Source organism: Rhodanobacter lindaniclasticus, from assembly GCF_004799035.1.
Taxonomy (GTDB): domain Bacteria; phylum Pseudomonadota; class Gammaproteobacteria; order Xanthomonadales; family Rhodanobacteraceae; genus Rhodanobacter; species Rhodanobacter lindaniclasticus.
Genome location: NZ_MWIO01000006.1, coordinates 21,764 through 47,445, shown reverse-complemented (window position 1 = coordinate 47,445; position 25,682 = coordinate 21,764). Strand labels below are relative to the sequence as shown.

At 66.1% G+C, this 25,682-nt stretch carries 20 protein-coding genes and 1 tRNA gene; 15 read left to right on the top strand and 6 right to left on the bottom strand.

The window, feature by feature from the left end; translation table 11 throughout:
* Nucleotides 1–243: 243 nt before the first annotated feature.
* From B1991_RS01925 to B1991_RS01905, 5 genes are all read right to left on the bottom strand, one after another.
* The gene (locus tag B1991_RS01925) at nt 244–696 is read right to left on the bottom strand and encodes an RES family NAD+ phosphorylase (protein WP_136257022.1); all 453 of its coding nucleotides are present in this window, start codon (nt 694–696) and stop codon (nt 244–246) included.
* Entirely contained in the window at nt 693–1,313 is a 621-nt protein-coding gene (locus B1991_RS01920) for an antitoxin Xre/MbcA/ParS toxin-binding domain-containing protein (protein WP_136257021.1), read from the bottom strand. The genes B1991_RS01925 and B1991_RS01920 overlap by 4 nt, the downstream gene beginning before the upstream one ends.
* A gap of 339 nt (nt 1,314–1,652) precedes the next feature.
* Nucleotides 1,653–2,837, bottom strand: a complete 1,185-nt coding sequence (locus B1991_RS01915) for a YncE family protein (protein WP_210772075.1) — start codon at nt 2,835–2,837, stop codon at nt 1,653–1,655.
* A gap of 37 nt (nt 2,838–2,874) precedes the next feature.
* A complete protein-coding gene (locus tag B1991_RS01910; protein ID WP_246031028.1) occupies nt 2,875–3,696 on the bottom strand; it encodes a creatininase family protein in 822 nt (273 codons plus the stop codon).
* Nucleotides 3,697–3,948: 252 nt separating this feature from the next.
* Nucleotides 3,949–5,946, bottom strand: coding sequence for a bifunctional 2',3'-cyclic-nucleotide 2'-phosphodiesterase/3'-nucleotidase (locus B1991_RS01905; protein ID WP_136257019.1), 1,998 nt, complete (start codon nt 5,944–5,946; stop codon nt 3,949–3,951).
* A gap of 125 nt (nt 5,947–6,071) precedes the next feature.
* Between B1991_RS01905 and B1991_RS01900 the strand changes: the two genes are divergently transcribed.
* From B1991_RS01900 to B1991_RS01875, 6 genes are all read left to right on the top strand, one after another.
* On the top strand, nt 6,072–7,784 hold the full coding sequence (locus B1991_RS01900; RefSeq protein WP_136257018.1) for an LTA synthase family protein: 1,713 nt from the start codon (nt 6,072–6,074) through the stop codon (nt 7,782–7,784).
* A gap of 213 nt (nt 7,785–7,997) precedes the next feature.
* Nucleotides 7,998–8,225: a hypothetical protein gene (locus B1991_RS01895; protein ID WP_136257017.1), complete on the top strand. Its 228-nt coding sequence runs from the start codon at nt 7,998–8,000 to the stop codon at nt 8,223–8,225.
* 59 nt (nt 8,226–8,284) lie between these two features.
* A complete protein-coding gene (locus tag B1991_RS01890) occupies nt 8,285–9,358 on the top strand; it encodes a glycerophosphodiester phosphodiesterase (protein ID WP_136257024.1) in 1,074 nt (357 codons plus the stop codon).
* Between the two features lie 29 nt (nt 9,359–9,387).
* On the top strand, nt 9,388–10,119 hold the full coding sequence (locus B1991_RS01885; protein WP_136257016.1) for a lysoplasmalogenase: 732 nt from the start codon (nt 9,388–9,390) through the stop codon (nt 10,117–10,119).
* On the top strand, nt 10,116–11,381 hold the full coding sequence (locus B1991_RS01880; protein WP_136257015.1) for a sterol desaturase family protein: 1,266 nt from the start codon (nt 10,116–10,118) through the stop codon (nt 11,379–11,381). The genes B1991_RS01885 and B1991_RS01880 overlap by 4 nt, the downstream gene beginning before the upstream one ends.
* Before the next feature lie 208 nt (nt 11,382–11,589).
* Nucleotides 11,590–13,134, top strand: coding sequence for an amino acid permease (locus B1991_RS01875; protein WP_136257014.1), 1,545 nt, complete (start codon nt 11,590–11,592; stop codon nt 13,132–13,134).
* A 205-nt stretch (nt 13,135–13,339) separates the two neighbouring features.
* Here B1991_RS01875 and B1991_RS01870 read toward each other — a convergent pair whose 3' ends face one another.
* Nucleotides 13,340–14,422, bottom strand: a complete 1,083-nt coding sequence (locus B1991_RS01870; RefSeq protein WP_136257013.1) for a GGDEF domain-containing protein — start codon at nt 14,420–14,422, stop codon at nt 13,340–13,342.
* A gap of 240 nt (nt 14,423–14,662) precedes the next feature.
* Here B1991_RS01870 and B1991_RS01865 point away from each other — a divergent pair, with 240 nt between their 5' ends.
* The 9 genes from B1991_RS01865 (at nt 14,663) to B1991_RS01825 (ending at nt 25,656) form a co-directional block, all read left to right on the top strand.
* On the top strand, nt 14,663–16,561 hold the full coding sequence (locus B1991_RS01865) for a M61 family metallopeptidase (protein ID WP_136257012.1): 1,899 nt from the start codon (nt 14,663–14,665) through the stop codon (nt 16,559–16,561).
* Nucleotides 16,562–16,804: 243 nt separating this feature from the next.
* Nucleotides 16,805–16,881 (top strand) — tRNA-Arg (locus B1991_RS01860).
* Nucleotides 16,882–17,109: 228 nt separating this feature from the next.
* Complete coding sequence (locus B1991_RS01855) at nt 17,110–19,362, top strand: type I restriction endonuclease subunit R (RefSeq protein ID WP_136257011.1); 2,253 nt, start codon at nt 17,110–17,112, stop codon at nt 19,360–19,362.
* A gap of 16 nt (nt 19,363–19,378) precedes the next feature.
* Nucleotides 19,379–21,025, top strand: a complete 1,647-nt coding sequence (locus B1991_RS01850) for a type I restriction-modification system subunit M (RefSeq protein WP_136257010.1) — start codon at nt 19,379–19,381, stop codon at nt 21,023–21,025.
* Nucleotides 21,022–22,230: a restriction endonuclease subunit S gene (locus tag B1991_RS01845; protein ID WP_136257009.1), complete on the top strand. Its 1,209-nt coding sequence runs from the start codon at nt 21,022–21,024 to the stop codon at nt 22,228–22,230. The genes B1991_RS01850 and B1991_RS01845 overlap by 4 nt, the downstream gene beginning before the upstream one ends.
* A 33-nt stretch (nt 22,231–22,263) precedes the next feature.
* Complete coding sequence (locus B1991_RS01840) at nt 22,264–22,485, top strand: addiction module protein (RefSeq protein WP_136257008.1); 222 nt, start codon at nt 22,264–22,266, stop codon at nt 22,483–22,485.
* The gene (locus B1991_RS01835; protein WP_136257007.1) at nt 22,482–22,787 is read left to right on the top strand and encodes a type II toxin-antitoxin system RelE/ParE family toxin; all 306 of its coding nucleotides are present in this window, start codon (nt 22,482–22,484) and stop codon (nt 22,785–22,787) included. The genes B1991_RS01840 and B1991_RS01835 overlap by 4 nt, the downstream gene beginning before the upstream one ends.
* Nucleotides 22,784–24,769 (top strand): AAA family ATPase, encoded by a 1,986-nt coding sequence (locus B1991_RS01830; protein ID WP_136257006.1) that lies wholly within the window; start codon nt 22,784–22,786, stop codon nt 24,767–24,769. The genes B1991_RS01835 and B1991_RS01830 overlap by 4 nt, the downstream gene beginning before the upstream one ends.
* Nucleotides 24,769–25,656, top strand: a complete 888-nt coding sequence (locus B1991_RS01825) for a hypothetical protein (RefSeq protein ID WP_136257005.1) — start codon at nt 24,769–24,771, stop codon at nt 25,654–25,656. Before B1991_RS01830 ends, B1991_RS01825 begins: the two co-directional genes overlap by 1 nt.
* Nucleotides 25,657–25,682: the final 26 nt, after the last annotated feature.

Genomic DNA, 25,682 nt, shown 5'->3' with positions numbered 1-25,682 from the left:
GTGGAAACGGGGTAGAACCCCTTTTCCCGCAATGTCGGGGGAGAGGGAGCAGAGTCGGTGCGAAGCCGAAGACGCGACGCTTTTTGATCTGGCTCCACTGAAGAGTGCGGGCCTCGATGGCCAGCTGTTCTGCCCGGGGACCCTGTGCGGCGGTGAGTTGAGGACCGCAAAGGGCTCAGGTTCATTTTCCTTCAGCAAAACAAAGGATCTGACGAATCTGAGTCTTTTGTTTCAGCGCCTCGATTACTCAACGACCCCAAGCAGCCGTCCGTCGAAGGTGAACGGCTCATCGATACTGAGGACCACTTTCGTCATGTCAGGGTGAGCGGGGTTGATGAGCACGTTGTCCGTGTGAGAAATGATCGCGCTGGGAACACGGCAAAGGAGGCTGTCGCAGCCGCGCAGCCAAGCGTCACCCAAGGCCCGCGACCCGTCCAAGTTGGGCGACCTGCCAACCATGGGCTCGCCACGTGCGTCATTCATCGCGTCATCAGGTACGTCGACGCCGAGAAGGCGGTAGCCATCCGGGATCTCCTGTGGCTCCACGTCTAGATGGACGAGCACCTCGACGAGTGCGCCGGACGGCGAGGTAGCGGTGTACAGCACGGGTCGTCCCTGGCTGTGCCATCGACCCGCCGCAAACAGGCCGCCGCGACCATCCAGACTGGCATGACGGCTCAGTCGCCAGAGCCTCAAGCGAAGATCCCGTGTTCGATCTGCAGCAATCGCTCGGTCACTACCTGGGTACCACCATCGGTATCAAGCAGGGACAACGGGGATTCACCGCGTGGCAGCCGGGACGACGGCCGTTCCATCCAATGCCGTGCCTTCTCTGCGTTGCCGAAGACCGCCTCAGCCTTGGCGATGATTCTGCTCAATCGGGCCAGGCGATCACTCTCCTGCAGGTCCAGGCGGATACTTCCACTGAGCTTGCGCTCGATAGTACTGCGCGGGCCGACAAGTCTCACGAGCTCGGCACGCGCATACCCTCGTTCAATCAGGATATTGAGTTCTTGGGGCAGCAGGCCGGAGCGCACCGCTTCAAGAGCCTCGACGTGACGTAATGGCTTGAGGATGCGCCTGGTCACCGTCTTGACGACCATTTTTCGCACGGCTGAATTCTTGCTCTTTATGCCACCCTTCATCTTGCGAGCCTGCAGGCGCATTTCCTGCAACTCGCGTCCATGCACGGGATTCCTGCCGGTCCCGCCTGCCTTCAAGGTGGACGCGGTCACGCGCTTGACTTTCGTGGTGACTTTCTTCCTAGGGCGACCGCCCTCAAGTGGGCCGGCACCTTTCTTCGGATCACCCATGACGCGCCTCCGTATTTCCAAGATGGACACATTGTATGCCCATTTGGGCACTTGACGCTGAACATCTTGGCAAGCAGGTTAATCGCATCCAAAAATGGTCTGAGCAGAATGGCACTTACATTGAGGTCGCCGACCCATGTCCCACCGCCGTTCCCGCTGAGCGTAGCCCGCGCAGCGGGTGCAGTCGAAGCGCCCCCCGTGGCCCTCTTCCGGTGCCGGCGTGCCCTTCGACTTCGGCCTTAGGTCTACGCTCAGGACGAACAGCCTTAAGCGGGCGTCATTGGGGGCTGAACGCACGTACTTTAGAAGGCTGCTTCTGACCGAAATCGGGCCATCGCCCTACCGCATGATCCCCGTATGCCCCAACGAATACCGCCCCGGCTGCGGCCACACGGTGAGGCCATGCGGTTCCATGCCGACCTTGATCTTGCGCACCTTGCCGGTGGTGGTGTCGATGGCGTAGACGACGTCGTCGAAGCGGCCGGAGAGCCACAGCATGCGGCCGTCGGCGCTGACGTTGCCCATGTCGGGGCTGCCGCCGTGGGGGATCGGCCAGGTGGCGACGACCTGGCGGGTGGCGAAGTCGATCACCGAGACGCTGCCCTTGCCGTGGGGGCCGCCATGGATCTTGTGCGTGCCGCGGTTGGCCACGTACAGGCGCGTGCCGTCGCGGCTGGGGTAGAGGCCGTGGGTGCCGGTGCCGGTGTGGATGAAGCCGATTTTCGTGAAGCTGTCGCCGTCGACCAGGTAGACACCGTCGGCCATCATGTCGGCCACGTAGAACACCTTGCCGTCGGGCGAGACGCGGATGTCCTGCGGCATGCCGTGGCGTTTCAGCCGCAGGTAGCCGAGCACCTTGTGTTCCACCATGTCGATCTTGGCCAGCTTGCCGCCGAATTCGCAGGTGAAGATCGCGTAGCGTCCGTCGATGGAAAAGTCGGCGTGATTGATGCCCTTGCAGCCGGGCACGGACAGGCGGAATTGCAGCGCCATGGTGTGCGGGTCGCGGAAGTCGAGCCGGGCGTCTTCCTCGGCGACCACGATGGCGTACTTGCCGTCGGGGCTGAAGTACATGTTGTACGGGTCGTCGACCGCCACTGCCTGGCCGGGCTTGCCGGTGGTCGGGTCGATCGGGGTCAGGCTGCCGTCGGGGCGGTCCTCGGCGTTGTTGGTGACCCACAGCGTGCGCAGGTCGTAGGCCGGCACCACGTGCTGCGGGCTGCGGCCGACCTTGAAGGTGTCGACCACCTTGAACGTCGCCGGGTCGATCACGCTGACGCTGTCCGAGCGCAGGTTGGGCACGTAGACGCGCGGCAGTGCGCCGGCCTCTGCGGGACTGAGCATGTGGGCGCCGGCGTCGCCGTAGAGGTTGGCCGGATCGGTCACCGGCGGCATGCCGGCGACGGTCGGCACGCCGCCGGCGAACGCCGCGCCGCTGGCGAGCCAGGCGAGCAGGGCGAAGCCGGCGCGGCGGCGCGGCGGGTGAGAGGTGTGTGCGTTGATGGTGAAAGTCCTCGGCAGCATGTCCGGTCCACGGGTATCGGTTGGGGGTGCGGGCAGCTCAGTGTCCGGCGACATCCTTGCGGATCGCCTCGACCGTCTGCGCCACGATCAGGTCCACGCCGAGCTGGCCCAGCGCGGCGGTGGCGCGACGCGGATCGCCGCCGTAGACGCCGTCGGCCGCGCCCGGCGCGCTCGCGTGGCGCAGTGTATCGGCGCGCACCATCGAGGGCGCGACCGCCAGCTGAAGCGAGGTGTCGGCCAGCGCCGCATGGCTGCCGATCTCGTCGTCGCGGTAGCCGTGCCGGCGCAGCAGCGCGGCGTAGCCGGTGGAGCTGGCGGCGTAGTACGCCGGCGGCGCGAACGCGCGCTTCGGCGAACCGGCCCAGTGCTGGTTGAGCCGGTCCACCACGCGGCGCAGGTCGCGCTGATAGCCGCCGTGGTCGCCGAGCAGCACGACGTGGCGAAAGCCGTGCGCCGCCAGGCTTTCGGCCGCCGAGGCCAGCACCTGCTCGAACGCGGCATCAGGCACGCTGATGGTGCCGGGGAAACGCATGTGCCCGCTCGGTGGCGCGATGCTGCCCTCGGGCACGTAGGTGACCACCGGCGCCACCAGCGCGTTGCCCAGCGCGCGCGCGATCCGCTCGGCCAGCGCCGCGGCGCGCGCGTTGTGCTTGCCCAGCGCGATATACGGCCCGCTCTGCTCGGTGCCGCCGATCGGGATGATGACGGTGGTGCTGCCGGCGTCGATGCGCGCGCGCAGCTCGGTCCAGGTCAGCTCCTGCAACTGCACCGTGGGCGGTTGCGCACACGCCGCCTGCGCCAGCATCAGCAGCAGGGCGAGGCCGAGGAGCTTGCGGTGATTCAGCAGGAACTTGCGCACGCGGGCGGGGAGGGCTGATCGATCATCCGCGCACATTGGAACAGCGTTGCGCGGTGCGCAAGTCTGTTGCTGCGCGGTGGGTGAGGAGCAAGAGCAAAGGCGTTACCCCCTTCCCGCCTCCCCCTGCGAGCAGGGGGAGGAGAAGTGTGGTCCGCGGTCTGTTTGCAGAAGAGCAGGTTGGTCGAGACGCGCCGCTCGTGCCCCCTCCCCTGCATCGCAGGGGAGGGTTGGGGTGGGGTCGCTCTTGCCGCTTCAGTGCGACAGGTCGATCGCGTAGACCGCGGTGCCGTCGCCGTTGTCCTTCAGCTGGCGGATGTGTTCCAGTCCCGCCGCCTTCGCCACGTCGAGCTTGTTCGCCGCGCCGGTGAACACCACCGGGCCGCGCGTCTTCAGCGGCGCGAAACGCCACGAGGTGGCTTCGAGGTCGGCTGCGCCGAGGTGCTGCCTGTGCTCGATCCAGTGGGCCAGGATCTCGCGCGTGCCGTCGGGCGCGGCCAGCACGATGTTGCTGCCGTCCAGGCCGGGGAAGTGGCCGCCGCCGCTGGCGCGGTAGTTGTTGGTGACCACGATGAACGGTTGCGTCGGCGCGACCGGCTTGCCCCGGAAGGTGAGCGTGGTGATGCGCTCGCCGGCCGGTTTGGACACGTCGATCACGTAGTGGATGCCGCCCTGGATCTGGTCGAAGTTGTAGCCGGTGTAGCGGCTGTTGATCAGCGCCTGCTCGCCGGTCTGCTCGGGGTCGATGCGGTTGAAGCGCCGCGCCGATTGCTCCAGCCAGGCCTTGAGGCCGGCGCCGTCGATCTTCACCGCGGCCAGGGTGTTGGGATAGAAGTACAGGTCGGCGGCGTTGCGCAGGGTCAGCGGTCCGGCGGCCACGTCGGTGTAGTCGGCGGGACCACCGAAGCCAGTGCGGAACGCGGCGGCGGCGGCGAGCACCGGCACGTCGGCCAGTTCGGGGTGGGTGAGCGGCAGTTCGCGGCGCACGTAGTCGATCTGCGCGGCGTTGACCGGCGCCAGCGCGGTCATGTTGCCCTCGTCGGCGAAGTAGCTGCTCATGCGCAGCGCGCTCGTACCGATCGGCGTGTTGACGTAGGCGACTGCGGCCTGCTGCACCTTCGCCACCAGCGGTGCGATCGCCGGGTCCGCCGGCACGCAGTCGCGCTTGTCCTTGCAGATCGGCCGCACCTCGCTGTGGCTGTTGTCCAGGTCGACCACCCAGCGGCCGTCCCGGCGGCTCAGTACCAGCGCGACCACGCCGAGATCCTTGCCGAAGAAGCCGCCCATCACCGCCGGCACGTTGCGCACGAAACCGCGGCGGGCGTCGACGTCCTTCATGCCGGCATAGCGCGGGCCGGGGAATTCGGTGTGCGAGTGGCCGAGCAGCAGCACGTCGATGCCGGGCACGCCGGCCAGGTACCAGCCGGCGTTTTCCATCTCGCTGGTGTAGGGGTGGGTGTCGAGGCCGCCGTGCAGCAGCGCCACGATCAGGTCCGGGTGTTGCGCCTGCAGCTCGGGCAGGTATTTGTGCGCGGCCTCGACCACGCCGGCGACGGTGACCTTGCCGGCCAGGTGGTGCTGGTCCCACTGCATGATCGGCGGCGGCGTGAAGCCGATGATGCCGACCTTCAGCGGCACCCGGATGTGGCTGCCATCGGGCGTGTACGCGTCGATGGTCTTCTGCACGATCGTCCACGGCTTGAAGATCGGCGCACCGTCGCGCGCGCTGTAGACGTTGGCCAGCACCAGCGGGAAATGTGGCCCGACGCAATGCGTGTGGCGGCCGCCGTCGACGTTCATCGGCGTGCCGGTGACCTGCGAGAGATAGCCCAGGCCATAGTTGAACTCGTGGTTGCCGGGGGTGCCGCCGTCGTAGCCGATCGCGTCCATGGCGCGGTACACCGCCAGTTCCTGGTCGCAGGCCACCGGCTTGACCAGTGCCTGGTAGTCGGCCAGCACGCTGCCCTGGATGGTGTCGCCCGAATCGAACAGGAAGTGGTTCGGGTATTCGGCGCGGGCGCGCTGGATCAGCGTGGCGGTGCGCTCGAAACCGACCGTGGGATCGTCCTTCGACTGGTAGTAGTCGTAGCTGAGCACGTTGGCGTGGATGTCGGTGGTTTCCAGGATCGCCACCTTGGCGCTCGCGCCGTCGGGCACGCGGCCAGAGCGCCACGGCAGCGCGGAGCAGCCGGCCAGCGCCAGCGCGGCCAGCGCCAGCAGGGGGAGGGCGAACGGGGTGGATCGGACAGACATGAAGGTTCCGGGAACGGACGCTGAGGGACAGCCAACGCTAGCAGATCGGACGGCTGCCGCGGCGCCTGGCGAGGTCGTAAGATGCCGGTCGCAGGCTCGGTCCTGCCGGGGGGGTGGTTCAGCTCATGCGTTCGATTCGATGGCGCCGCATCCGCGGCCCGGCGGTGTGCGCAGGGGCCGTGCTGCTGTTCGTGCTGTGCGTGGCCGGCACGGCCTGGCGCGAGCCGCTGCCGCTGCAGCGCGTGTTCGTCACCTCGCTGATGCTGTGCAGCGCCGTGGTGCTGATGGCCGTGCTGGCGCGCTTCGCCAGTGCGCTGCTGCTTGCCGGCGGCTTGTTCGTCGCGCTGAAGTTCATCGCGGTGATGAAGCTGCGCTACCTCGACGAGCAGCTGATGCCGGCGGATTTCGTCTATTACGTGCGCAGCAGCCTGCTTGACACCTTGCGCCATTATCCGCACCTGTACCTGCTCGGCATCGGCCTGCTGGTGTTGTTGCCGCCGCTGCTCTACCTCACCTGGCGCTGGGACTGGCGCGTGTTCTCCGCCTGGCGGGCACGACCGGCGTGGTTGCTGCGCGGGGCGGGCCTGCTGCTGGGCGTGCTGGCGTGGTGGTGGTGCATGTGGCCGGGCGGTCCGTTTGCCGAGGTGCACGCGCGCAACACCTGGGAAAAGCTCTCCGACGACGCGCACCTGACCAACTTCTTCGTCAGCTTCCGCGACGCGGCGGTGCGATTGCCGCCGATGAGCGGCGACGGCGAGGCGCAGCGCGTGTGGGGTGCGGCCGCGCAAGGGGTGCCATCCAGCCGTCCGCCACCGTACCCGGACATCGTGCAGGTGCTGGAAGAGAGCACGTTCGATCCGGCCAATTTCACCGACTGCCGCGTGCCGGCCTGCCGCGCGGCGATGTTCAGGACCGATGCGCGCACCCGCGGCAGCGGCGTGCTGCGCACCCATACCTTCGGCGGCGGCACCTGGGTCAGCGAGTTCGCCAGCCTGACCGGCATGCCGCAGGACGTCTTCGGCCCGGGGGGCATGTACGCGCCCTACGTGCTGGCGCCGCACGTGCGCGACTCGCTGCCGCAACTGCTGCGCCGGCTGGGTTACCGCACCATCGCGATCTATCCCACCGTCGGCAGTTTCATCAACGGCCGCAACGCGTATCGCGACTACGGTTTCGATCACCTGTACGACGTCAACGAGCTGGGCCTGGTCGAGTGGGAGGAGAGCGACCGGCAGATGTTCGCCGCGGCCCGGCGCATCTACGACAAGGTGAAGCGGCCGGGGCAACCGGTGTTCATCATGATCCTCACCCTGAACCAGCACGGCCCGCACGACGAGGACCCGATGTCGTCGCTGCCGCCGGCGTTCCGCAACCTGCTGCCGGGGCTGAAGCCGGCGGTGGCGCTCAACTTCGACACCTACCTGGCGCGGCTGCACGACTCGGACCTGGCCATGCGCGCGCTGGAGCACGACTTCCTCGATCGCCCGCAGCCGACCGTGCTGATGCATTTCGGCGACCACCAGCCGTCCTTCGGCGGCATGATCCGCGACCTGCCGCGCACGCTGCCGCCGGCGCTGCAACCGTATCGCGACTACCTCACCTACTACATGGTCAAGAGCAATTTCGCCGGGCCGGCGCTGCCGCAGTATCCGATGCTCGACATCGCGTTCCTGCCCGGCATGGTGCTGCAGGCGGCGGGCCTGCCGCAGGATGCGTACTTCGCCGCCTCCCACCGCCTGCGCGATCGTTGCGATGGCCGCTACGACGACTGCACGGTGCCGGGGCTGCTGCCGTCCTATTACGCGTGGGTGTTCGACCGGCTGCACGTGTACGAGTGAGCGGTCGCGTTCAGCTTCGTGATGACCGTGCGCGGCACGCATGGCCTGGTGACTGTCGCCCCGGGGCAGTTGCGGGCGGCGGCGACGGGTGGCCGTGCAGCGCGCCAGGCCCGTGCTGGCGCGGCTGGCGCCCGGTCGGCCCGTTCGGGCGAGGCCGCTGGCAAGTGTCTTGCTTCGCCTGTCCGCATGACCCGCCGCATTCCCGACCCCGCCATGTCCGCCACGCCCCCTCCGGGCGAGGGCGGGGCCGTGGCCGACAAGGCCGCCGCGCTGGAGCGGCAGATGGAAGAGCTCGGGTTGTCGGCGGAGGAGCGGGTATTCCTGCGCGCGCTGCACCAGAGCGAGCGGCAGATCAACGACGCCTTCGACGAGGCGCGGCAACCCGGCGACCTGCAGCAGCAGGTGAGCCGCGTCTATCGCCAGATGTATCGGCCCGACTGAGGTTCCCCGCGCGCGGGGCTATGCTGGCCTCCTGATCTGCCGCGGAGTGCGCCGTGCCGATGGTCTCCACGCCTCGTGAAAAGCCGCTGGCCGCGCGCGTCGGCGTGATCGGCCATCGCGGCGCGCCGGCGTGGCAGCCGGAGCACACGCTGGCGTCGTACGCGCGGGCGATCGCCGACGGCGCGGATTTCATCGAGCCGGACCTGGTGATGAGCCGCGACGGCGTGCTGGTGGTGCGCCACGAGAACGAGATCGGCAGCACCACCGACGTGGGCGAGCGGCACGAGTTCGCCGCGCGCCGCGCGATCCGGCACATCGATGGCGTGGCGGCGAGTGGCTGGTTCACCGAGGACTTCACCCTGGCCGAGCTGAAGACCCTGCGCACGCGCGAACGCCTGCCGCAGTTGCGCGGCACCGCGCACGACGGCCAGCTGCCGATCGCCACGCTGGAGGAAGTGATCGAGCTCGCCGCCGCCGAATCGGCTGCCTGCGGACGGCTCATCGGCATCGTGCCGGAGATCAAGCACGGCACCCATTTCCGCCAGCTCGGCCTGCCGATGGAAGACCTGCTGCTGGCCACGCTCGCCGGGCATGCGCACACGCGCACGGCGACGGTGGAGATCCAGTCCTTCGAGATCGGCAACCTGCGCTACCTGCGCGAACGGCTCGGCAGCGCGCACCCGAACATCCGTTTGCTGCAACTGCTCGACGTGCCGCCGGCGCAACCCTACGACGTGGCCGTCGCCGGCGGCACGCTCGATTACGCACGGATGATGACCGCGGAGGGCTTGCGCGAGGTCGCCGGCTACGCCGATGCGATCGGCCCGGAGCTGCGCGCGATCATCCCGTGGAATGCCGACGGCCATCTCGATCCGCCGACGCGCCTGGTGCGCGACGCGCATGCGGTCGGGCTGGAAGTGCATCCGTGGACGTTCCGCCCGGAGAACACGTTCCTCGCCCCGGTGTTCCGCCGCGGCGACGCTCCGCAGGCGCGCCACCGCGCCGGCCTGGTCGCGCAGATCGACGCCTACCTCGACGCCGGCATCGATGCGTTCTTCACCGACGATCCGGCCAGCGGGCGGCAGGCAGTCGACGCGCACGTGCGGGCCGGCGAGGGCGAAAGCTCGCTATGATCGTGTCGTTGCCACGACGCCCGTCGCCCATGTCCACTGTCGCCAGCACGTCTCCCGCATTCCGCCGCGCCCTCGCGCCGATGGTGGCGTGCGCGGCGCTCGCCGCCATGCTCGGCGGCGTGCTGGGCGAGGGCGCCGACGCATGGCAATGGCTGCACTGGATCGCCAAGCCGCTGGCTACCGTGCTGGTGATCGCCACGGCGCTGGCGTGGCCGCCGATCACCTCGCGCTATCGGCGCCGGATCGTGGTCGGGCTGGTCTGTTCGCTGTTCGGCGACGTGTTGCTGATGTGGCCGGCGGATCTGTTCGTGGCCGGCCTGGTGGCCTTTCTCATCGGGCATCTGTACTTCATCAGCGGCTTCCTCGGCGACAGCCGCCCGGGCACGCGTCCGCTGGCCTGGCTCGGCTGCCTGCTGCTGGCGGCACTGAACCTGGCCTGGCTTTGGCCGTCCATACCGCCCGCGCTGCGCGGCGCGGTGGTGGTCTATGCGCTGGTGCTGGCGGCGATGGCGGCGCAGGCGCTGGGACGCGCGTGGTCGCACGCCGGCGATGCGCTGGCACGACCGGCGCGGCGTGCGGCGATCGGCGGCCTGCTGTTCATGCTCGGCGACAGCCTGCTGGCGTGGGACCGCTTCCACGGCGCCTTGCCGCTGGCCGCGGTGTGGGTGCTCGGCAGCTACTACGCGGCGGTGTGGTTCATCGCCCGCTCGGTGGCGCGGGACGATGGCGCGGTGGGCGCGATGCAGGCATCGCTGGCATGAATACCTCCGAGCTCATCATCACCTGGGCGACGCCGTTCTTCTTTGCGCTGATCGCGCTGGAGTTCGTCGTCGCGCGCGTACGCGGCCAGCGCGTCTATCGCGGCAACGACACCGTCAACAGCATCGGCCTGGGCGTGATGTCGCAGATCGCGGGGGTGTTCACCAAGCTGCTCACGCTGGGCATCTATGCGTGGTGCGTCGAACATCTGGCGCTGTTCGCGCTGCCGGCAAACAGCCTGTGGGTGTGGATCAGCGCGCTGCTGCTGTACGACCTGCTCTATTACTGGCTGCACCGGATGGGGCACGAGGTGAACATCCTGTGGGCGGCGCACGTGGTGCACCACCAGAGCGAGCAGTACAACCTCTCCACCGCGCTGCGCCAGACCAGCACCGGCGGCCTGCTCGGCTGGATCTTCTACCTGCCGATGGCGCTGCTCGGCTACCCGCTGGAAGTGTTCATGGCCGTCGCCCTGATCGACCTGCTGTACCAGTTCTGGGTGCACACCGAGCAGGTCGGCAAGCTCGGCTGGTTCGACCGCGTGTTCTGTTCGCCGTCCAACCATCGCGCGCACCACGCCACCAACGATCGTTACCTCGACCACAACTACGGCGGCATCCTGATCCTGTGGGATCGCCTGTTCGGCACCTTCGTGGAAGAGGACGATGCCGACAAGCCGGTCTACGGAACCCGCGCACCGCTGCGCAGCTGGAACCCGCTGTGGGCGAACGCCGAGGTGTACTGGGCGACGGCGGTGGACGCATGGCATGCGCGACGCTGGCGCGACAAGTTGCAGGTGTGGTTCCGCCCGCCGGGCTGGCGCCCGGCCGACGTGGCGGCACGCTTCCCCAAGCCCGCGTACGACATCCGTCGCGCCGTCTACGACCCGCCGATGGCGCCGGCGATGGTCGCGTACTGCCTGTTGCAGTTCGCCCTGCTGCTGGGCATGGCCACGCATTTCCTGGGGCTTACCGCGCACGCGGATTTCGCCACCTTGCTCGGCTACGCGCTGTACATGGTGGCCAGCCTGTGCGTGATCGGTGCGCTGATGGAAGGCCGCCGCCGCGCGTTCTGGCTGGAAGGCCTGCGCACCGTGCTGACCGCGGTGCTGCCGCTGCTGCTCGGTCGCTGGTTCGGCGTCGACCCGCTCGACGAACGCGCCGCCGCGACGATTGCCGTGCTGTTCGGCGCCAGCGCCGTCGCGCTCCCCTGGCTCGCCGGCCTGCGCCCGCCCGAACCCCTGCACGCTGCTCCCAACCCGTAGGGCGGGCACCGCCCGCCGACTGTCCACCGTTCGTGGCAAGAAGCGGCGGGCAGTGCCCGCCCTACGCGTCGAACCGTCCGTGGCCGACGCAGGAGTGTGCGCACGCGCGCCGCTCATTTGGCCATCCAAACGCCACAGCGCCAACCCGCCGCCTGGCCAGATACTCGCGACTTGTTATGCTGTGGGCTGATTTCAAGGGGAGTGCCCTATGGGTTTCTTCAGCAAACTGGTACGCAGCAAGTCGGTCGCGCAACTGCAGACCGAGGCCGGCGCGAGCCGGGATTTCCGCCGCACCATGGGCGTGTGGCAGCTCACCGCCATCGGCGTGGGCGCGATCGTGGGCGTGGGCGTGTTCGTGCTGGCGCCGAACGAGGCGGCGCTGAACGCCGGCCCGGCAATCATCCTCAGCTTCCTGGTGGCCGGCATCGGCAGCGCCTGCGCGGCGCTGTCCTATGCCGAGTTCGCCGGCATGATCCCGGTCACCGGCAGCGCCTACACCTACGGCTATGCGGTGCTGGGCGAATTGCCCGCGTGGATCATCGGCTGGGACCTGCTGGTGGAGTACGCCCTGATCGTGGGCGTGGTCGCGGCAGGTACCTCGAACTACCTGCAATCGCTGATCGCCCAGATCACCGGCCTGCACCTGCCGGTGTTCCTGCAGGCGGCCTACGATCCGGCGCATCCGGACAGCGGGCGCGGCATCAACCTGATCGCGATGCTGGTGGCATTGGGTGTTGCGGCGCTGCAGGTGGCACGCACCGAGGTGGGCGCGCGCTTCAATACCGTGGTGGTGGCGCTCAAGGTGCTCGGCGTGATCGTGGTGGTGGTGGTGGGCGCGTTCTACGTGAACACGGCCAACTGGACCCCGTTCATCCCGCCGCTGGTGCACGACGCGGCGGCCACCGGCGGCACCCGCTACGGCGTGGGCGGCATGCTGGCGGCGGCCAGCATCGTGTTCTTCGCGGTGTTCGGCTACGACACCCTGACCACCGCGGCGGAGGAGTCGAAGAACCCGCAGCGCGACCTGCCGCTGGCGGTGGTCGCGTCGCTGGGCGTGGCGATGGCGATGTACCTGGCCATCTCGCTGGTGCTCACCGGCATGGTGCCCTACAACGGCTGCGTGGATCCCTCGCAGGCGCCCGGCCAGTGCACCGAGATGATCCTGGCCAGCTCGGCGCCGGTCAGCGCGGTGTTCGCCGCGCGCGACCTGCACTGGATCAGCGGCATCATCAACGTCGCCGCGGTGTGCGGCATCGCCAGCGTGGTGTTCGCCTTCATGCTGGGCGCGGCGCGCATCTGGTTCGCGCTGTCGCGTGACGGCCTGCTGCCGGGGTGGTTCGCCAAGTCGCATCCGAAGTACGGCACGCCGCACCGCCCGACCCTGATGCTGGGCGTGTTCACCGCGCTGGCGGCGGGGCTGCTGCCGATCCGCGAGCTGGCCGAGCTGGTGAACATCGGCACCTTGTCCGCGTTCATCGTGATCTGCGCCTCGGTGCTGATCCTGCGCATCCGCCAGCCGGAGCTGGAACGGCGCTTCCGCACGCCGGCACTGTGGCTGCTGGCGCCGCTGGGTATCGTGTTCTCGCTGTTCCTGATCATCGGCTGGCCGTGGGTCACCGAGGGGCAGTTCCACCTGATCGGCGGGCTGGACATCCTCACCATGTGGCGCTTCGTGATCTGGATGGCGATCGGCCTGGCGATCTATTTCCTCTACGGCATGCGCCACAGCAAGCTCGCCACCGGCGAGTCCTGATCCGGCTCAGGGTCCGTGAAGAAAACCACTTCCCGTGGTTTTCTTCTATTGCGAGTCCGGTACATGCCCGGACTCGCTCACATGAACCAGCCACTTGCGTGACTGCTCCATGTCCGGCCATCGGGCAACTGCTCCTGCGTTGCCTCAACTCGGGCATCCATGCCCTCGCCACGGCCGGCCTGAGAGGTCGAAGAATCACAGCCTCTCAGGCGCTGGCGAGGGCCGTGACCACCCGGTCGCGGCCTTCGCGTTTGGCCTGGCGCATGGCCAGGTCGGCGCGGGCCAACAGGCTCTCGACGCTGTCGCAGCAGCCGGGCGTGCACACCGCCACGCCGATGCTGGCGCTCAACCGTCCGCCCGGGTGATGGCTGGCGGCCACCGCCAGGCGCAGTTGCTCGGCGCGCACCAGCGCCTGCTCCAGGTCCACGCCGGGCAGCAGCATGGCGAATTCCTCGCCACCGATGCGGCCGATCAGGTCGCGACGACGACCCTGCGTGCGCAAGCGCGAGGCCAGTGCCACCAGCGCAGCATCGCCGGCGGCGTGGCCGTATTCGTCATTGATCCGCTTGAAGTGGTCGGCATCCAGAAACAGCATCGCCATCGGCTGGCGCAGCTGCTGCGTTTCGTGCAGCGCGATGCGGCCAAGGTCGAGGAAGCGGTTGCGCAGCAGCACGCCGGTGAGGCCGTCGGTCTCGGCGCGTTCGCGCAGCAGGCGCTCCAGCTTGAACTGTTCGAGCAGGGTACGCGCCATGAACGCGCGCAGCACCGTCGCCAGCGACACCGAGATGGCCATGTACACCGAGTACTGCAAGGTGCGCTCGCCGTCGCCCAGGTGCAGCAGCATCGGCAGCGGCCCCAGCGCACACAGCGCCATCGCGATGAGGAAATCCCAGCGGCCGAACCAGATCACCGACGAGGCCACCGGCAGCAGCAGGCCCGGCAGCGGCTGGCGCACGCCGGCCGCGCTGCCGAAGCCGGTGAGGTTGATGCCGATCTGCAGCAGCACCACGCACAGCAGGGCGAGCATGCGCAGGGTCAGCGGCTCGTGGCACTGCCGCGCGGCGATCACCACCAGCAGCATCGGCGGGGCCGGGATCAGCTGCCACAGCAGCTCGTTCGGAGTGGCGCCGAGCAGGCCGCGCACCACCACGGCCAGCAGGTAGGCGCACAGCGCCAACGCCATCAGCGCATGGATCATCGGCCCCATGCGCTGCGCCAGATAGCCGGCGTAGTCGCGGCGGAACGCGGCGTCTTCGCTGAGTGGTGGCTTGGCGGCAGGGGCAGGCATGGCGGCGGTCGGAATATCCGGCGTGGTTTGCCGGGGAGCAAAGCACGATGGATGCCAACCCCGGGATGCGCCTCGCGGCCATGCCGGCGCGGCGATCGTGACCTTCGGCAGGGGTAGGCGCCGACGGTGCGCACTAGCATCGAAAGCCCGCATTCGTCCCGGTCGCCAGCCCATGCCGGCCGCTTCCCCGCGCGCCCGGCGAGGCCGGCGCCGCGTCATTCCATCAACCCGGAGCCGCCCTTGAAATTCACCCGCCTCGCCGCCGCCGTCGCTACCAGTGCCTTGGCGCTGGCCAGTTTCAGCGCCATCGCCGATGTCCCGGCCGCGCAGAATGTGCCCTATCAGGGCAGCCTGAAGATCAGCGTGGACGCCAGCGACGTCGCCCGTCGTATCTTCCGCGTGCACGAGGTGATCCCGGCGCAGCCCGGTCCGCTGACCCTGCTTTATCCGCAGTGGCTGCCCGGCAACCACTCGCCCACCGGCCCGATCGACAAGCTGGCCGGCCTGGTGGTCACCGCCAACGGCAAGACCCTGCCGTGGACGCGCGATTCGCTGGACGTCTTCGCGTTCCACGTGGTGGTACCCGAAGGGGCGACCCAGGTGGAGGCACAGTTCCAGTTCCTCTCGCCGCAGGACCGCCGCCAGGGCCGCGTGGTGATGACGCCGGAAATGCTCAACCTGCAGTGGAACGCGGTGTCGCTGTACCCGGCCGGCTACTACACGCGCCAGATCCCCGCCCAGGCCAGCGTGAAACTGCCCGCCGGCTGGCAAGCCGGTACTGCACTGGAGGTTGCCTCGCGCGAGGGCGACACCATCCACTTCAAGCCGATCGACTTCGAGAACCTGGTCGATTCGCCGATCTACGCCGGCAAGCATTTCAAGCGGCTCGACCTTGATCCGGGCGCCAAGGCGCCGGTACACATGGACATCGTCGCCGACGCGCCGAAGTACCTGGAGGTGACGCCCGAGCAGCTCAAGGCGTTCCGCAACCTGGTGCAGCAGATGTACAAGCTGTACGGCGCGCACCACTACGACCACTACGATTTCCTGGTCTCGCTGAGCGACAAGATGAGCGGCAACGGGCTGGAGCACCACCGCTCCAGCGAGGACGGCACCTCGGCCGATTTCTTCACCGAGTGGAAGAAGAACGTCGCCGCGCGCGACCTGTTCTCGCACGAGTTCAACCATTCGTGGGACGGCAAGTACCGCCGCGGCGCGGATCTCTACACGCCGACCTTCAACGTGCCGATGGGCGACAGCCTGTTGTGGGTGTACGAAGGCCAGACCCAGTTCTGGGGCCAGGTGATGGCCGCGCGCTCGGGCCTGTGGAGCGCGGAGCACACCCGCGACACGCTGGCCTACGTGGCCGCCACCTACGACAAGGGCCGCCCCGGCCTGGCCAGCTGGCGCAACGTGCAGGACACCACCAACGATCCGGTGATCGCCCAGCGCGCGCCGCTGCCGTACCGCAACTACCAGGCCAGCGAGGATTACTACTCCGCCGGCGAGATGATCTGGCTCGACGTCGACGGCAAGCTGCGCGAACTCAGCCACGGCAAGCGCTCCATCGACGATTTCGCCCGTGCCTTCTTCGGCATGGACAACGGCCAGTGGAACGTCAACACCTACACCTTCGAGGACGTGGTCAAGACCTTGAATGGCGTCGCGCCGTTCGACTGGGCCGGCTACCTGCGCACGCGCCTGGACGGCCACGGCCCGCTGACCGGCGGCATCGAATCGCACGGCTGGAAACTGGTCTACACCGACCAGCCCACCGACGCGGTCAAGGCCGCCGAGAAACGCCGCCACATGGCCGACTTGACCTACTCGCTGGGCCTGTCGATCGGCAACGACGGCAGCATCGCCGACGTGCTGTGGGACGGCCCCGCGTTCAAGGCGGGCGTTTCCCCCGGCATGCACGTGATCGCCGTCAACGGCCACGACTACGACGCCGACGACCTCAAGGACGCCATCACCGCCGCCGCCAAGGACAACAACGCCACCATCGAACTGCTGGTGAAGAACTTCGACCAGTACCAGACCGTGCGCATCGCCTACCACGACGGCCTGAAATACCCGCACCTGGTCCGCGACACCAGCAAGCCCGACACCTTGGCCGACCTCCTCAAGCCGCTCTGAGTAGGGCGGGCACTGCCCGCCATGCTCCTCCGCGCTCGACACTGGCGGGCAGTGCCCGCCCTACGGCGCTGAATGTAGGAGCGCACCCTGTGCGCGATGCCTTCCGTCGCGTGACGAAGAGCATCGCGCACAGGGTGCGCTCCTACACGATCAAGGGAGACCGGATGCCGACGCGCAACCAACTCGGCTATACTGCCGCTCCCCGCGGTACCGGCCACCGGCCCCCGCGCGCGGCCACACAATGCGCCTGTAGCTCAGCTGGATAGAGTACCGCCCTCCGAAGGCGGTGGTCGTGGGTTCGAATCCCGCCGGGCGCACCATTTTTTCTCAATTGCGCAGGGGCAAAGATTCCAGTCGTGTTGTGTCGGGACCGGGTAGTACTCGACAGATTGCGCCAAGGTTGTTGACATCGGTATCCCGGGGTTCGCATACTCCGTCCTACTTCAGGCTTCCCCACCATCGGTGCGGAGGCCTTTCGCGTTCTCGGCGTCCGAAAATATGGCGATCTACGCCATACTTGCCGGGTCACACCAACAGGGAACGCATCCGTGGCGAACACCAGTGAAGCAGACGCACGCATCCTGATCGACGATCAGTTGCGTGCTGCCGGCTGGGATCCGGCCGACAAGTCGCAGGTGCGCACGGAAGTGGCGGTCGCGGGGTACGGGAGTGTTGCGGCCGCTGGCAGTGGTGCGCCCTTCGCGCGCACATCCGACGAGGACGACCAGCCGCTACCGGGCCGTTCGGACTATGTGTTGCTGGATCAGCGCGGCCGTCCGCTCGCAGTCGTCGAGGCCAAGAAGCAGGCGATCAATCCCTATGTCGCCAAGCAACAAGCGTTGCCCTACGCCAGGCAAATCGGCGCGCCCTTCATCTTTCTTGCCAATGGCGACCTCATCTACTTCTGGGATTACCAGAACGAAGATGCGCACGTCGTCGACTCGTTCTACTCACGCCGCGACCTCGAGCGCATCGTGCAGATGCGTGCCGATCGCAAGCCACTTGCCACCATCGCTATCCCGGAGACCTACACGCGCCAAGGCGAAACCCGCACGCTGCGGCCGTACCAGACCGAAGCCATGCAGGCGATGGATCACGCGGTGGAGCTGGGCAAGCGGCGCTTCCTGATCGAGCTGCCGACCGGCTGCGGCAAGACCGACCTCATCGTGTTGTACCTGAAGCGCCTGTTCCAGGCTGGCCAGGCCGAGCGCGTGCTGTTCCTCGTCGATCGCGAGCAGCTTGCCAAGCAGGCGATCGAAGCCATCCAGGACATGCTGCCCGGCTACTCCAGCTACTGGCTGAAGTCCGGCACCGTGCGACAGGAAAAGCAGATTACCGTCTGTCTGCTGCAGACCATGATTGGCAGATACGAGGAGTACACCAGCGGCTACTTTGACGTCGTCATCGCTGACGAATGCCATCGCTCTATCTACGGCGCCTGGCAAACCGCGCTGACCCGCTTCGATGCTTTCCACGTCGGCCTCACCGCCACGCCGGCCGTATACATAGAGCGCAACACGTTCGATTTCTACCACTGCAAGAACGGCACGCCCGATTTTGCCTACACCATCCAGGAAGCCCTCAAGAACGGTTTCCTGATCCCCTACAAGTTCGCCACCGGCATTACCCAATTGATGTCGGCGGGCGCGGACAAGGACGACCAGCACTACGACCCGGAGAAGTTCGAGCGCGAGTGGACCAACGAAGCCACCAACAAGAAGATGATGGCCGAGTTCGACCGCCTCGCTTGGGATAACTACAAGGAACTCGCACCCAGCCAGCAGGTCGGTCCCGGCAAGTCGGTGATCTTCGCCATCACCAAGCATCACGCGGCGCGACTCGCGCAATACCTCAACGAGTTGCATCCCGAACACAAAGGTCGCTACGCGGAAGTCATCACCTCGGACATTGTCGACCCGGCCGATGCCATCCGCCGCTTCAAGCGCGAGGACTACCCGCAAATCGCCGTCAGCGTCGGCATGCTGGATACCGGCTTTGACTGTCCCTCCTTGCTGCACCTCGTGATGTGCCGGCGCGTACGCAGCCCCATCCTTTACCAGCAGATGCGTGGCCGCGGCACGCGAACGGCGCCGAAGATCAAGAAGCGGCGTTTCGTGATTTACGACTTCTTCGGCAATCACGAATACTTCAACGACTCCGATACCGACATTTTCACCGGTACCGGCGGTGGTGGGACCAAGCCGGGGCCAAGGCCGACTGAGCCGCGCGAATTGATTGAACTTGGCCTCGAAGACGAATGGCTCCAGGCCGTGCATTACATCGAGGTCGGCCCCGAAGGCGAACGCGTGGACAAGCGCGAGTACGTTACGGACTGGGAGGAAGCAGTTCGCGAGCGGGCGGCAAACGACTCTGCGCTGGCCAAGATCAAGGCCGGTGAGCCCCTTACCGACGAAGAAGAAATCGACCTCGCCAAACGCCTGAACCAGCCCGATCGTTACTTCAACGAGGACAATCTGCGTCGCGCCTACAAGCAGCCCAGCGGCAATCTCGTCGACTTCATCCGCAGCGCGTTGGGCATGCTCAAGCTGAAGAGTCGCGAGGAACGCGTGGAAGAAAACTTCCGTGCCTGGCTCATCAGCAAAAGCTTCACCCCGCCGCAGGCGCAGTACCTCGCGCTGTTGAAGACCCGTGCCGTCGTGCGCGGCAAGGTGGAGCTGGACGATCTGGTTCGTCCACCCCTGTCCATCCTCGGCGCCCTCAACACCGGCGTGGAGCTCTTCGGCGAACAGGGCTTGAAGAACATCATTACCGAAATCAACGACACGGTCGCCGCCGCGTAACCGAACGGAACAAGCAGTGAATCAGGAACTTCGTCGCAAGCTCGACCACATCACCAACACGCTCTGGGCCGGTGGCGTCACCAACCCGGTCACGTATATCGAACAGATTTCCTACCTTATCTTCCTGAAGCTGCTGGATGAGGAGGAAAGCGAACGCGAGCGCCTCGCACGCATGGGCGGCAACGGCCATGGCAACCAGCGCAGCCTGTTCCCCGACCAGGCCGAGCGCTATCGCTGGAGCAAGTGGCGCTTCAAGAGCGGCCCCGAGCTGCGCGACTTCGTGCGCGACGAAGTGTTCCCGTACATGGCGTCGCTCGCCAAGGACGAGCCACAGGTTGCCGAATACTTCCGCGATGCCGTGCTGGAAATCGTCGACCCCAACGTGCTGAAGCAGGTGGTGGACGAGCTGGACGGCTTCGAGTTCAAGAAACTCGGCCCTGACGTCAAAGGCGACATCTTCGAATACCTGCTGACGCATCTGGGCTCCAGTGCGCTGAACGGCCAGTTCCGCACGCCGCACCAGATCCGCGCCTTCATGGTGGCGATGGTCGACCCCGACCTTGGCGACTCCGTCTACGACCCGGCCTGCGGTACCGCGGGCTTCCTGATCGACGTAGTGGACTACCTGCTGGCCAAGTATTCCGACAGCGTCACCGAAGTGCCGATCTACGGCGAGAACTGGCTGGAGAAACGCAACGAGTCGGTGGCGCAGGCGAAGCAGGCCATTCCCAACCTGCAGACCTACCGTAAGGGCGCGGGCGAGAAGATTCCCGACTGGCAGGTGCTCGAAGCGTCCATTTTCGGCACCGACGTGTCGCGTCAGATGATGCGCATCAGCGTGATGAACCTGGTGTTGCACGGCATTCGTCACGCGCGCCTGAAGCGCGCGAACGCACTGTCGGAGATGGGCGGCCTGAGCGAGGATGACCTTGCTCGCCAGTACAACGTCATCCTCGCCAACCCGCCGTTCGCCGGCCAGTTGCCCAAGGATTCCATCCGCTCGGATTTGCCGACCACCAGCAAGAAAAGCGAGCTGCTGTTCCTCGCCCTGATGATGCAGCACCTTGCGCCCGGCGGCCGCTGCGCCGTGGTGGTGCCGGAAGGCCTGCTGTTCGGCTCTACTGGCGCGCATGTGGAACTGCGACGGAAACTGGTGGAAGGGTTCGAGCTGCGGACCGTGGTCAGCCTGCCCGCTGGCGTGTTCAAACCGTACGCGGGTGTCAAGACCGCCGTGCTGGTTTTCAGCAAGCCAAAGTCTGAAGCCAGCAAGAGACACGACAAGGTGTGGTTCTACGAAGTCCGCAACGACGGCTACGACCCGGACCGAATTTCCGGCGGCGGGCGCGTGGAGACGCCAGAGCTCAACAACATCCCCGACCTGCTCGCACAATGGGCCAAGTACAAGGCCAGCGGCTTCAAGCAGCCGCCGGGCGCCGAAGCGAACGCGCTGCTTCCCGCAGGCAGCGTCGAGCCCACATGCTGGTGGACGACTAGGGAGCGACTGGCCGAAGCCGACTACAACCTCGGCGCCGGTCAGTGGAAGCCCCGCATCGCCGAGCCGGTGAGCGAAGAAGACCCGCGCGAGTTGATCGAGGAAGTGCTGAGCGACTATCGCAGCGTGGTGGCGGGGTTGGAGAAACTGCTCAAGGAAGTGGCGGAATGACGTGGGCCACGATTCCGCTTGCGAAGGCGGCCGATCTCGAGAGTGGATTCGGCTTTCCGCGAGAGCATCAAGGCGAATTCAATCAATCGGTCCCCTTCTTCCGGGTGAGCGACATGAACCTCGCGGGCAACGAGGTTTACATGGCGAACCACTCCAACACGGTGTCACGAGCCACCTTGGCAGCGTTGCACGCACGCACGTTTCCTGCCGGTACCGTCATCTTTCCGAAGATCGGCGCTGCGATCGGTACGGAGAAGAAGCGGATTCTCACGAAGCCGTCCACCTATGACAACAATGTCATGGGTGCCGTGCCGAAGGATGGTGTCGCCCCGAAGTTCTTGTACTACTGGTTTCTTCGCATCAATCTGACCGAGTACGCAAACGCGTCGCACGTACCGTCCATCCGCAAGTCCGTGATGGAGGAGATTCCGTTTCCGCTACCCGCGCCTTCGGAACAGCGCCGCATCGTCGAAATCCTCGATCAGGCCGATGCTCTGCGCGGTCGCGCACGCGAGGCCGACGTCAAGGCCGCCCGCATCCTGCCCGCACTGTTCCTCAAAATGTTTGGCGACCCCACGGCCAACCCGATGGGCTGGCCGACAGCAGACTTTTTCGGCGTGTTCGATGACGTCACTGCAGGCCACACGAAGGTTCAGGCAAGGGACTTTCAACCATCCGGTGCAGTTCCCATCGTCGATCAAGGTCAGAATTACGTCGCTGGATACACCGACGATAAGTCGATCGCCCACAAGGACCCGCTGCCGGTAATTGTTTTCGGCGACCACACGCGTACTTTCAAGTACGTCGATTTCCCGTTTGCGCTTGGGGCTGATGGGGTGCGTGTTTTATCTGCAAAGGACGGCATCGATCCGTTGTTCGCTTACTGGCACTGCCGCCTGCGGGAGCTTCCAAGTGCTGGCTACAGCAGGCATTTCAAATATTTGAAGGAGAAGCGGTTCATGCGGCCGGCTGCGAATCGGCAGAGTGACTTCGCTCGGGCAGCATCGGAGACGACCAAGCTCACGGCAGCCATTGGAACCGCGACAGAGAAGGTAGAAAAGCTCTTCACACTGCTCCTGCAACGCGCCTTCTCCGGTCAGCTCACCGCCAAGTGGCGCGAAACGCACATGCAGGAACTGCTGGCCGAGATGCAAGAACAAGCCCTCCTGTTGAACTTGCCTACGTCTGCGAAAGGCGCCAAGTGAGACACTGCCGCTACCGATCAGCGAGGTGACGCCATGACCGAAACCGTCAAAACCCTTTCCGAGCGTGCTCGCGCGCTGCCGCCCGCCGAACGGCTGGCGCTGGTCGATGACATCCTGGGCAGCCTCGACGAAACCAGCCACGAGATCGACCGCCTGTGGGCTACCGAAGCCGAAGACCGTCTGGCCGCATGGCGCCGTGGCGAAATCCGCGCGATCCCGCTGGCCGAGGTACTGCGCAAGTACGGACGCGCATGACGCTCGCGCTGCTCGAAGCCGCGCAGCAGGAACTCGATGACGCCGTCGCCTGGTATGCGGCGCAGGCGCCGGGCTTGGGCGACGCGTTCCTGGTCGAAGTGCTGCGTGCGTTCGAACTGATCCAGCATCATCCCGGCGCATGGCATCCGCTGAGCAACCACACCCGTCGTTGCCGCCTGGCGCGTTTTCCGTACGGTGTCATCTACACACAAGCAGGGCACGACCTGCTGGTGCTGGCCATCGCCCACCTGCATCGCCGGCCCGGTTACTGGCGCGACCGCCTGAAGGAACCCACTCCGTGACCCAACGCAGCCTCACCGCGCTACGCATCGGCAATTTCAAGGCCTTCGCCGACACCCAGCGCATCCCCCTGAAACCCATCACCCTGATCTTCGGCCCCAACAGTGCGGGCAAGTCCAGCCTGATCCAGAGCCTCGCATTCGCCCACCAGGCGCAATTGGGCCGCGACATGCACGGCCGCCAGCGGCTGGACGTGCATGCCACCGAAATTGGCGGCGACTCCATCGAACTGGGCGGCTTTCGACAATTTGTGCATCGCCGCGATCCAAGCCGGCGCGTCAGTTGGGGAGCCGAACTGACGGTCGCTGGCTTGGGCAACCGGTTGCGCGAATTGCTGGATGGCGTGAAGCAGGTAGCCGTGACGGTCAGTATCGGGGTGGAACTCGATGATCAGGACCGGGCAAAGCCGGGCGCAGCGCCCCGGGTGGACAGCGTCGAGTTGCTGGCCGATGGCGCGGAAATTCTGCACATGAGCCGGCGCCAGACCAAGGAGGCTGCCGGCCTGCTCCGCGTGGACCGCTTGGCTACCTCGCATCACGTCTGGCGCACGATCTTCCAGGCTATTGTCGAGTCGACCACGACGGCGACGACGGTCACCGACGACGATTGGGCGGGGGTGGATGCTGCAGTTGCCGGATTGTTGCCGGAACTCGACGTGCTCTGTCCGCGCTTGCTGCCAAGTACCGTGAAACTGAGGAATGTGCCCGTCGAAGGCGCTCCAGGCGCTGAGCTCTTGGTGCCGGTGGCACGCGGCACTCGCACGGAAGACATCGCGCGTGCGCTGCGAACCTATCTCCCCGGCCTTCTCGACGAACTGGTGACGGGATTGGAAGGCCACTTGTGTTCCCAATTGGGGCGCTTCCATTACCTGGGCCCTGTACGCGAACGACCGACCCGCCATGCCGTGGCACCGGAACAGCGCGATGCCAACTGGGCAGCCGGAGGTGGCTTTGCCTGGGAACTGCTGACCCACGATGGGGCGGTGCGGGAGCGGGTGAATCAATGGCTGGGAGGCCATCCGGGCAAATCACGCTTGGTAGCCCAGGTTGAGGCAGGACTCCGTCCCGATGGCCGCAAGAACTGGATGCGGACACCCTACGAGCTGATCGTGGACGGCTATGTCGCCAACAGCGATTTGGACAATGCCCTGGTCGCCGCGTTCTACGAGCGTCCGCTGACCTTGCTGCAGCGCCGCGAGTTGCTCACCAAGGACTTTGCCCGCGTGTGCGCCGAGCTGCAGGAGCAGTACGAAACTGACCAGGCACGGGCCGAGGACTACGCCAAGCAACTGGAACCGTGGATTGAGCGCATCCAGCATGCTAACTCGCCCGACGATGCCGATCGCATCCTCACCGAGGCCATGGACCACTTCGAAGCCATCGAGGCCGAACGCCGCGATTCCCCCGAGGGACAGCAGGAGGCCTACGAGGAGATGATGGCTGAGGACGCGCCCATGGACGCCGCCATCCAGCGGGCCGGGGACTTCATGCAGGTGCTGAAAATGCGCGGTGCTGCCACGCGTGAAGAACTACGTCTACGGGATCTGAACCGCAACACGCCTGTTGCGCTCTGCGACGTGGGCTTCGGTGTCTCGCAGGTGTTGCCGGTGCTGACGCTGGCGTATGCATCCCAAAACGATCTGATCGCCATGGAGCAGCCGGAGATCCATCTGCATCCCGCCTTGCAAGCCGAGCTGGCCGACGTCTTCATCGAGTCCGCGCTCGGCGAGCGCCAGAACACCTTCATCCTTGAGACCCACAGCGAGCACGTGATCCTGCGTTTGCTGCGACGGATTCGCGAGACGACAAACGGCGAACTGCCCAAGGACTTTCAGCCCCTGCGTCCGGACGATTTGCAAATTCTGTATGCGCAACCGGAAGGTACGTTGTCACGCATCATGGAACTGTCTGTCGATACTGAGGGTGAGTTTGTCGGCAAATGGCCGGGCGGCTTTTTTCCCGAGCGGGCCAAGGAGTTGTTCTGATGATCAAGGAATTTGCGCTCGATCCTGCGGTCCCAGCGCAGTCTTTCAAGGACTGTCGGTACTTTCTGGACGCCCTTCGGATCGAGAATGGAAGGGTGCTCTCACGATTTCCCAAGACTTGGCAACGCATGGTCTACGAAACAGCTCTAGCTTTGCACAACGGGAAGATGGAGCTTAGCCGGATCGAGGCGCGCCTCGCGGGGATGCCAAAGTGTGCGCTTTTCTCATGCAGCCGACCCTCAGGAGACCCGAATGCACCATGGCTTGCGCGCGCGATAGCAGAACAATCGCACTCGCCGTTCGCCGCAATCATCACAAATGTCGCCGATCCTAACCTGCCATTTGTGCTTGCCGCCGACGACGTAGACACGTCGCCGCTATTCCAGGCCGTGGGGCAACGCGAGATTCCTCGCACATCCCAGGAAATCGTTGCGTGCGTAGGACTTCTCTTGCGGGTGGCCAAGGTAATCAAACTTATCGATCCCTACTTCAGGGCAAGCAGCCCCCGCTGGCGGCGCGGCTTGCAGAAATTGATCGAGATCGTGTCAACAGGAGCGCTCATCGAAATCCATCGCGAAGACGGTGGCGAGTTGCCGGCCAACGTACGGAGCTGGTTCGATGGCCCCGTACAGCGAGTTCTGAAGCCAGGTGTCGTGGTGAAGATATTCCTGCACCCCAAGGCGAAGATGCACAACCGCTACATCCTCACCGATCAAGGCGGCGCCTCATTCGGAACTGGCCTCGACGATCACGAGGACGGCGATGAGGGGATCACCGGCGACGACGACGTGACGTTGCTCAACGAAGAGCAGCGGAGCACGAAATGGCGGAAGTATGAGTCGGCAGAACAGCCTTTTCTGGTACTGCGCTCTCCGGATCATGAGTAGTGCGGTATCGGCAAGGAAGCGAAGTG

Coding starts and splice junctions, on each gene's coding strand:
- B1991_RS01915 (WP_210772075.1), bottom strand. CDS start 2,837: ATGCTGCCGAGGACTTTCACCATCAACGCACACACCTCTCACCCGCCG.
- B1991_RS01840 (WP_136257008.1), top strand. CDS start 22,264: ATGACCGAAACCGTCAAAACCCTTTCCGAGCGTGCTCGCGCGCTGCCG.
- B1991_RS01920 (WP_136257021.1), bottom strand. CDS start 1,313: ATGGGTGATCCGAAGAAAGGTGCCGGCCCACTTGAGGGCGGTCGCCCT.
- B1991_RS01900 (WP_136257018.1), top strand. CDS start 6,072: ATGCGTTCGATTCGATGGCGCCGCATCCGCGGCCCGGCGGTGTGCGCA.
- B1991_RS01845 (WP_136257009.1), top strand. CDS start 21,022: ATGACGTGGGCCACGATTCCGCTTGCGAAGGCGGCCGATCTCGAGAGT.
- B1991_RS01905 (WP_136257019.1), bottom strand. CDS start 5,946: ATGTCTGTCCGATCCACCCCGTTCGCCCTCCCCCTGCTGGCGCTGGCC.
- B1991_RS01870 (WP_136257013.1), bottom strand. CDS start 14,422: ATGCCTGCCCCTGCCGCCAAGCCACCACTCAGCGAAGACGCCGCGTTC.
- B1991_RS01895 (WP_136257017.1), top strand. CDS start 7,998: ATGTCCGCCACGCCCCCTCCGGGCGAGGGCGGGGCCGTGGCCGACAAG.
- B1991_RS01835 (WP_136257007.1), top strand. CDS start 22,482: ATGACGCTCGCGCTGCTCGAAGCCGCGCAGCAGGAACTCGATGACGCC.
- B1991_RS01890 (WP_136257024.1), top strand. CDS start 8,285: ATGGTCTCCACGCCTCGTGAAAAGCCGCTGGCCGCGCGCGTCGGCGTG.
- B1991_RS01885 (WP_136257016.1), top strand. CDS start 9,388: ATGTCCACTGTCGCCAGCACGTCTCCCGCATTCCGCCGCGCCCTCGCG.
- B1991_RS01875 (WP_136257014.1), top strand. CDS start 11,590: ATGGGTTTCTTCAGCAAACTGGTACGCAGCAAGTCGGTCGCGCAACTG.
- B1991_RS01880 (WP_136257015.1), top strand. CDS start 10,116: ATGAATACCTCCGAGCTCATCATCACCTGGGCGACGCCGTTCTTCTTT.
- B1991_RS01825 (WP_136257005.1), top strand. CDS start 24,769: ATGATCAAGGAATTTGCGCTCGATCCTGCGGTCCCAGCGCAGTCTTTC.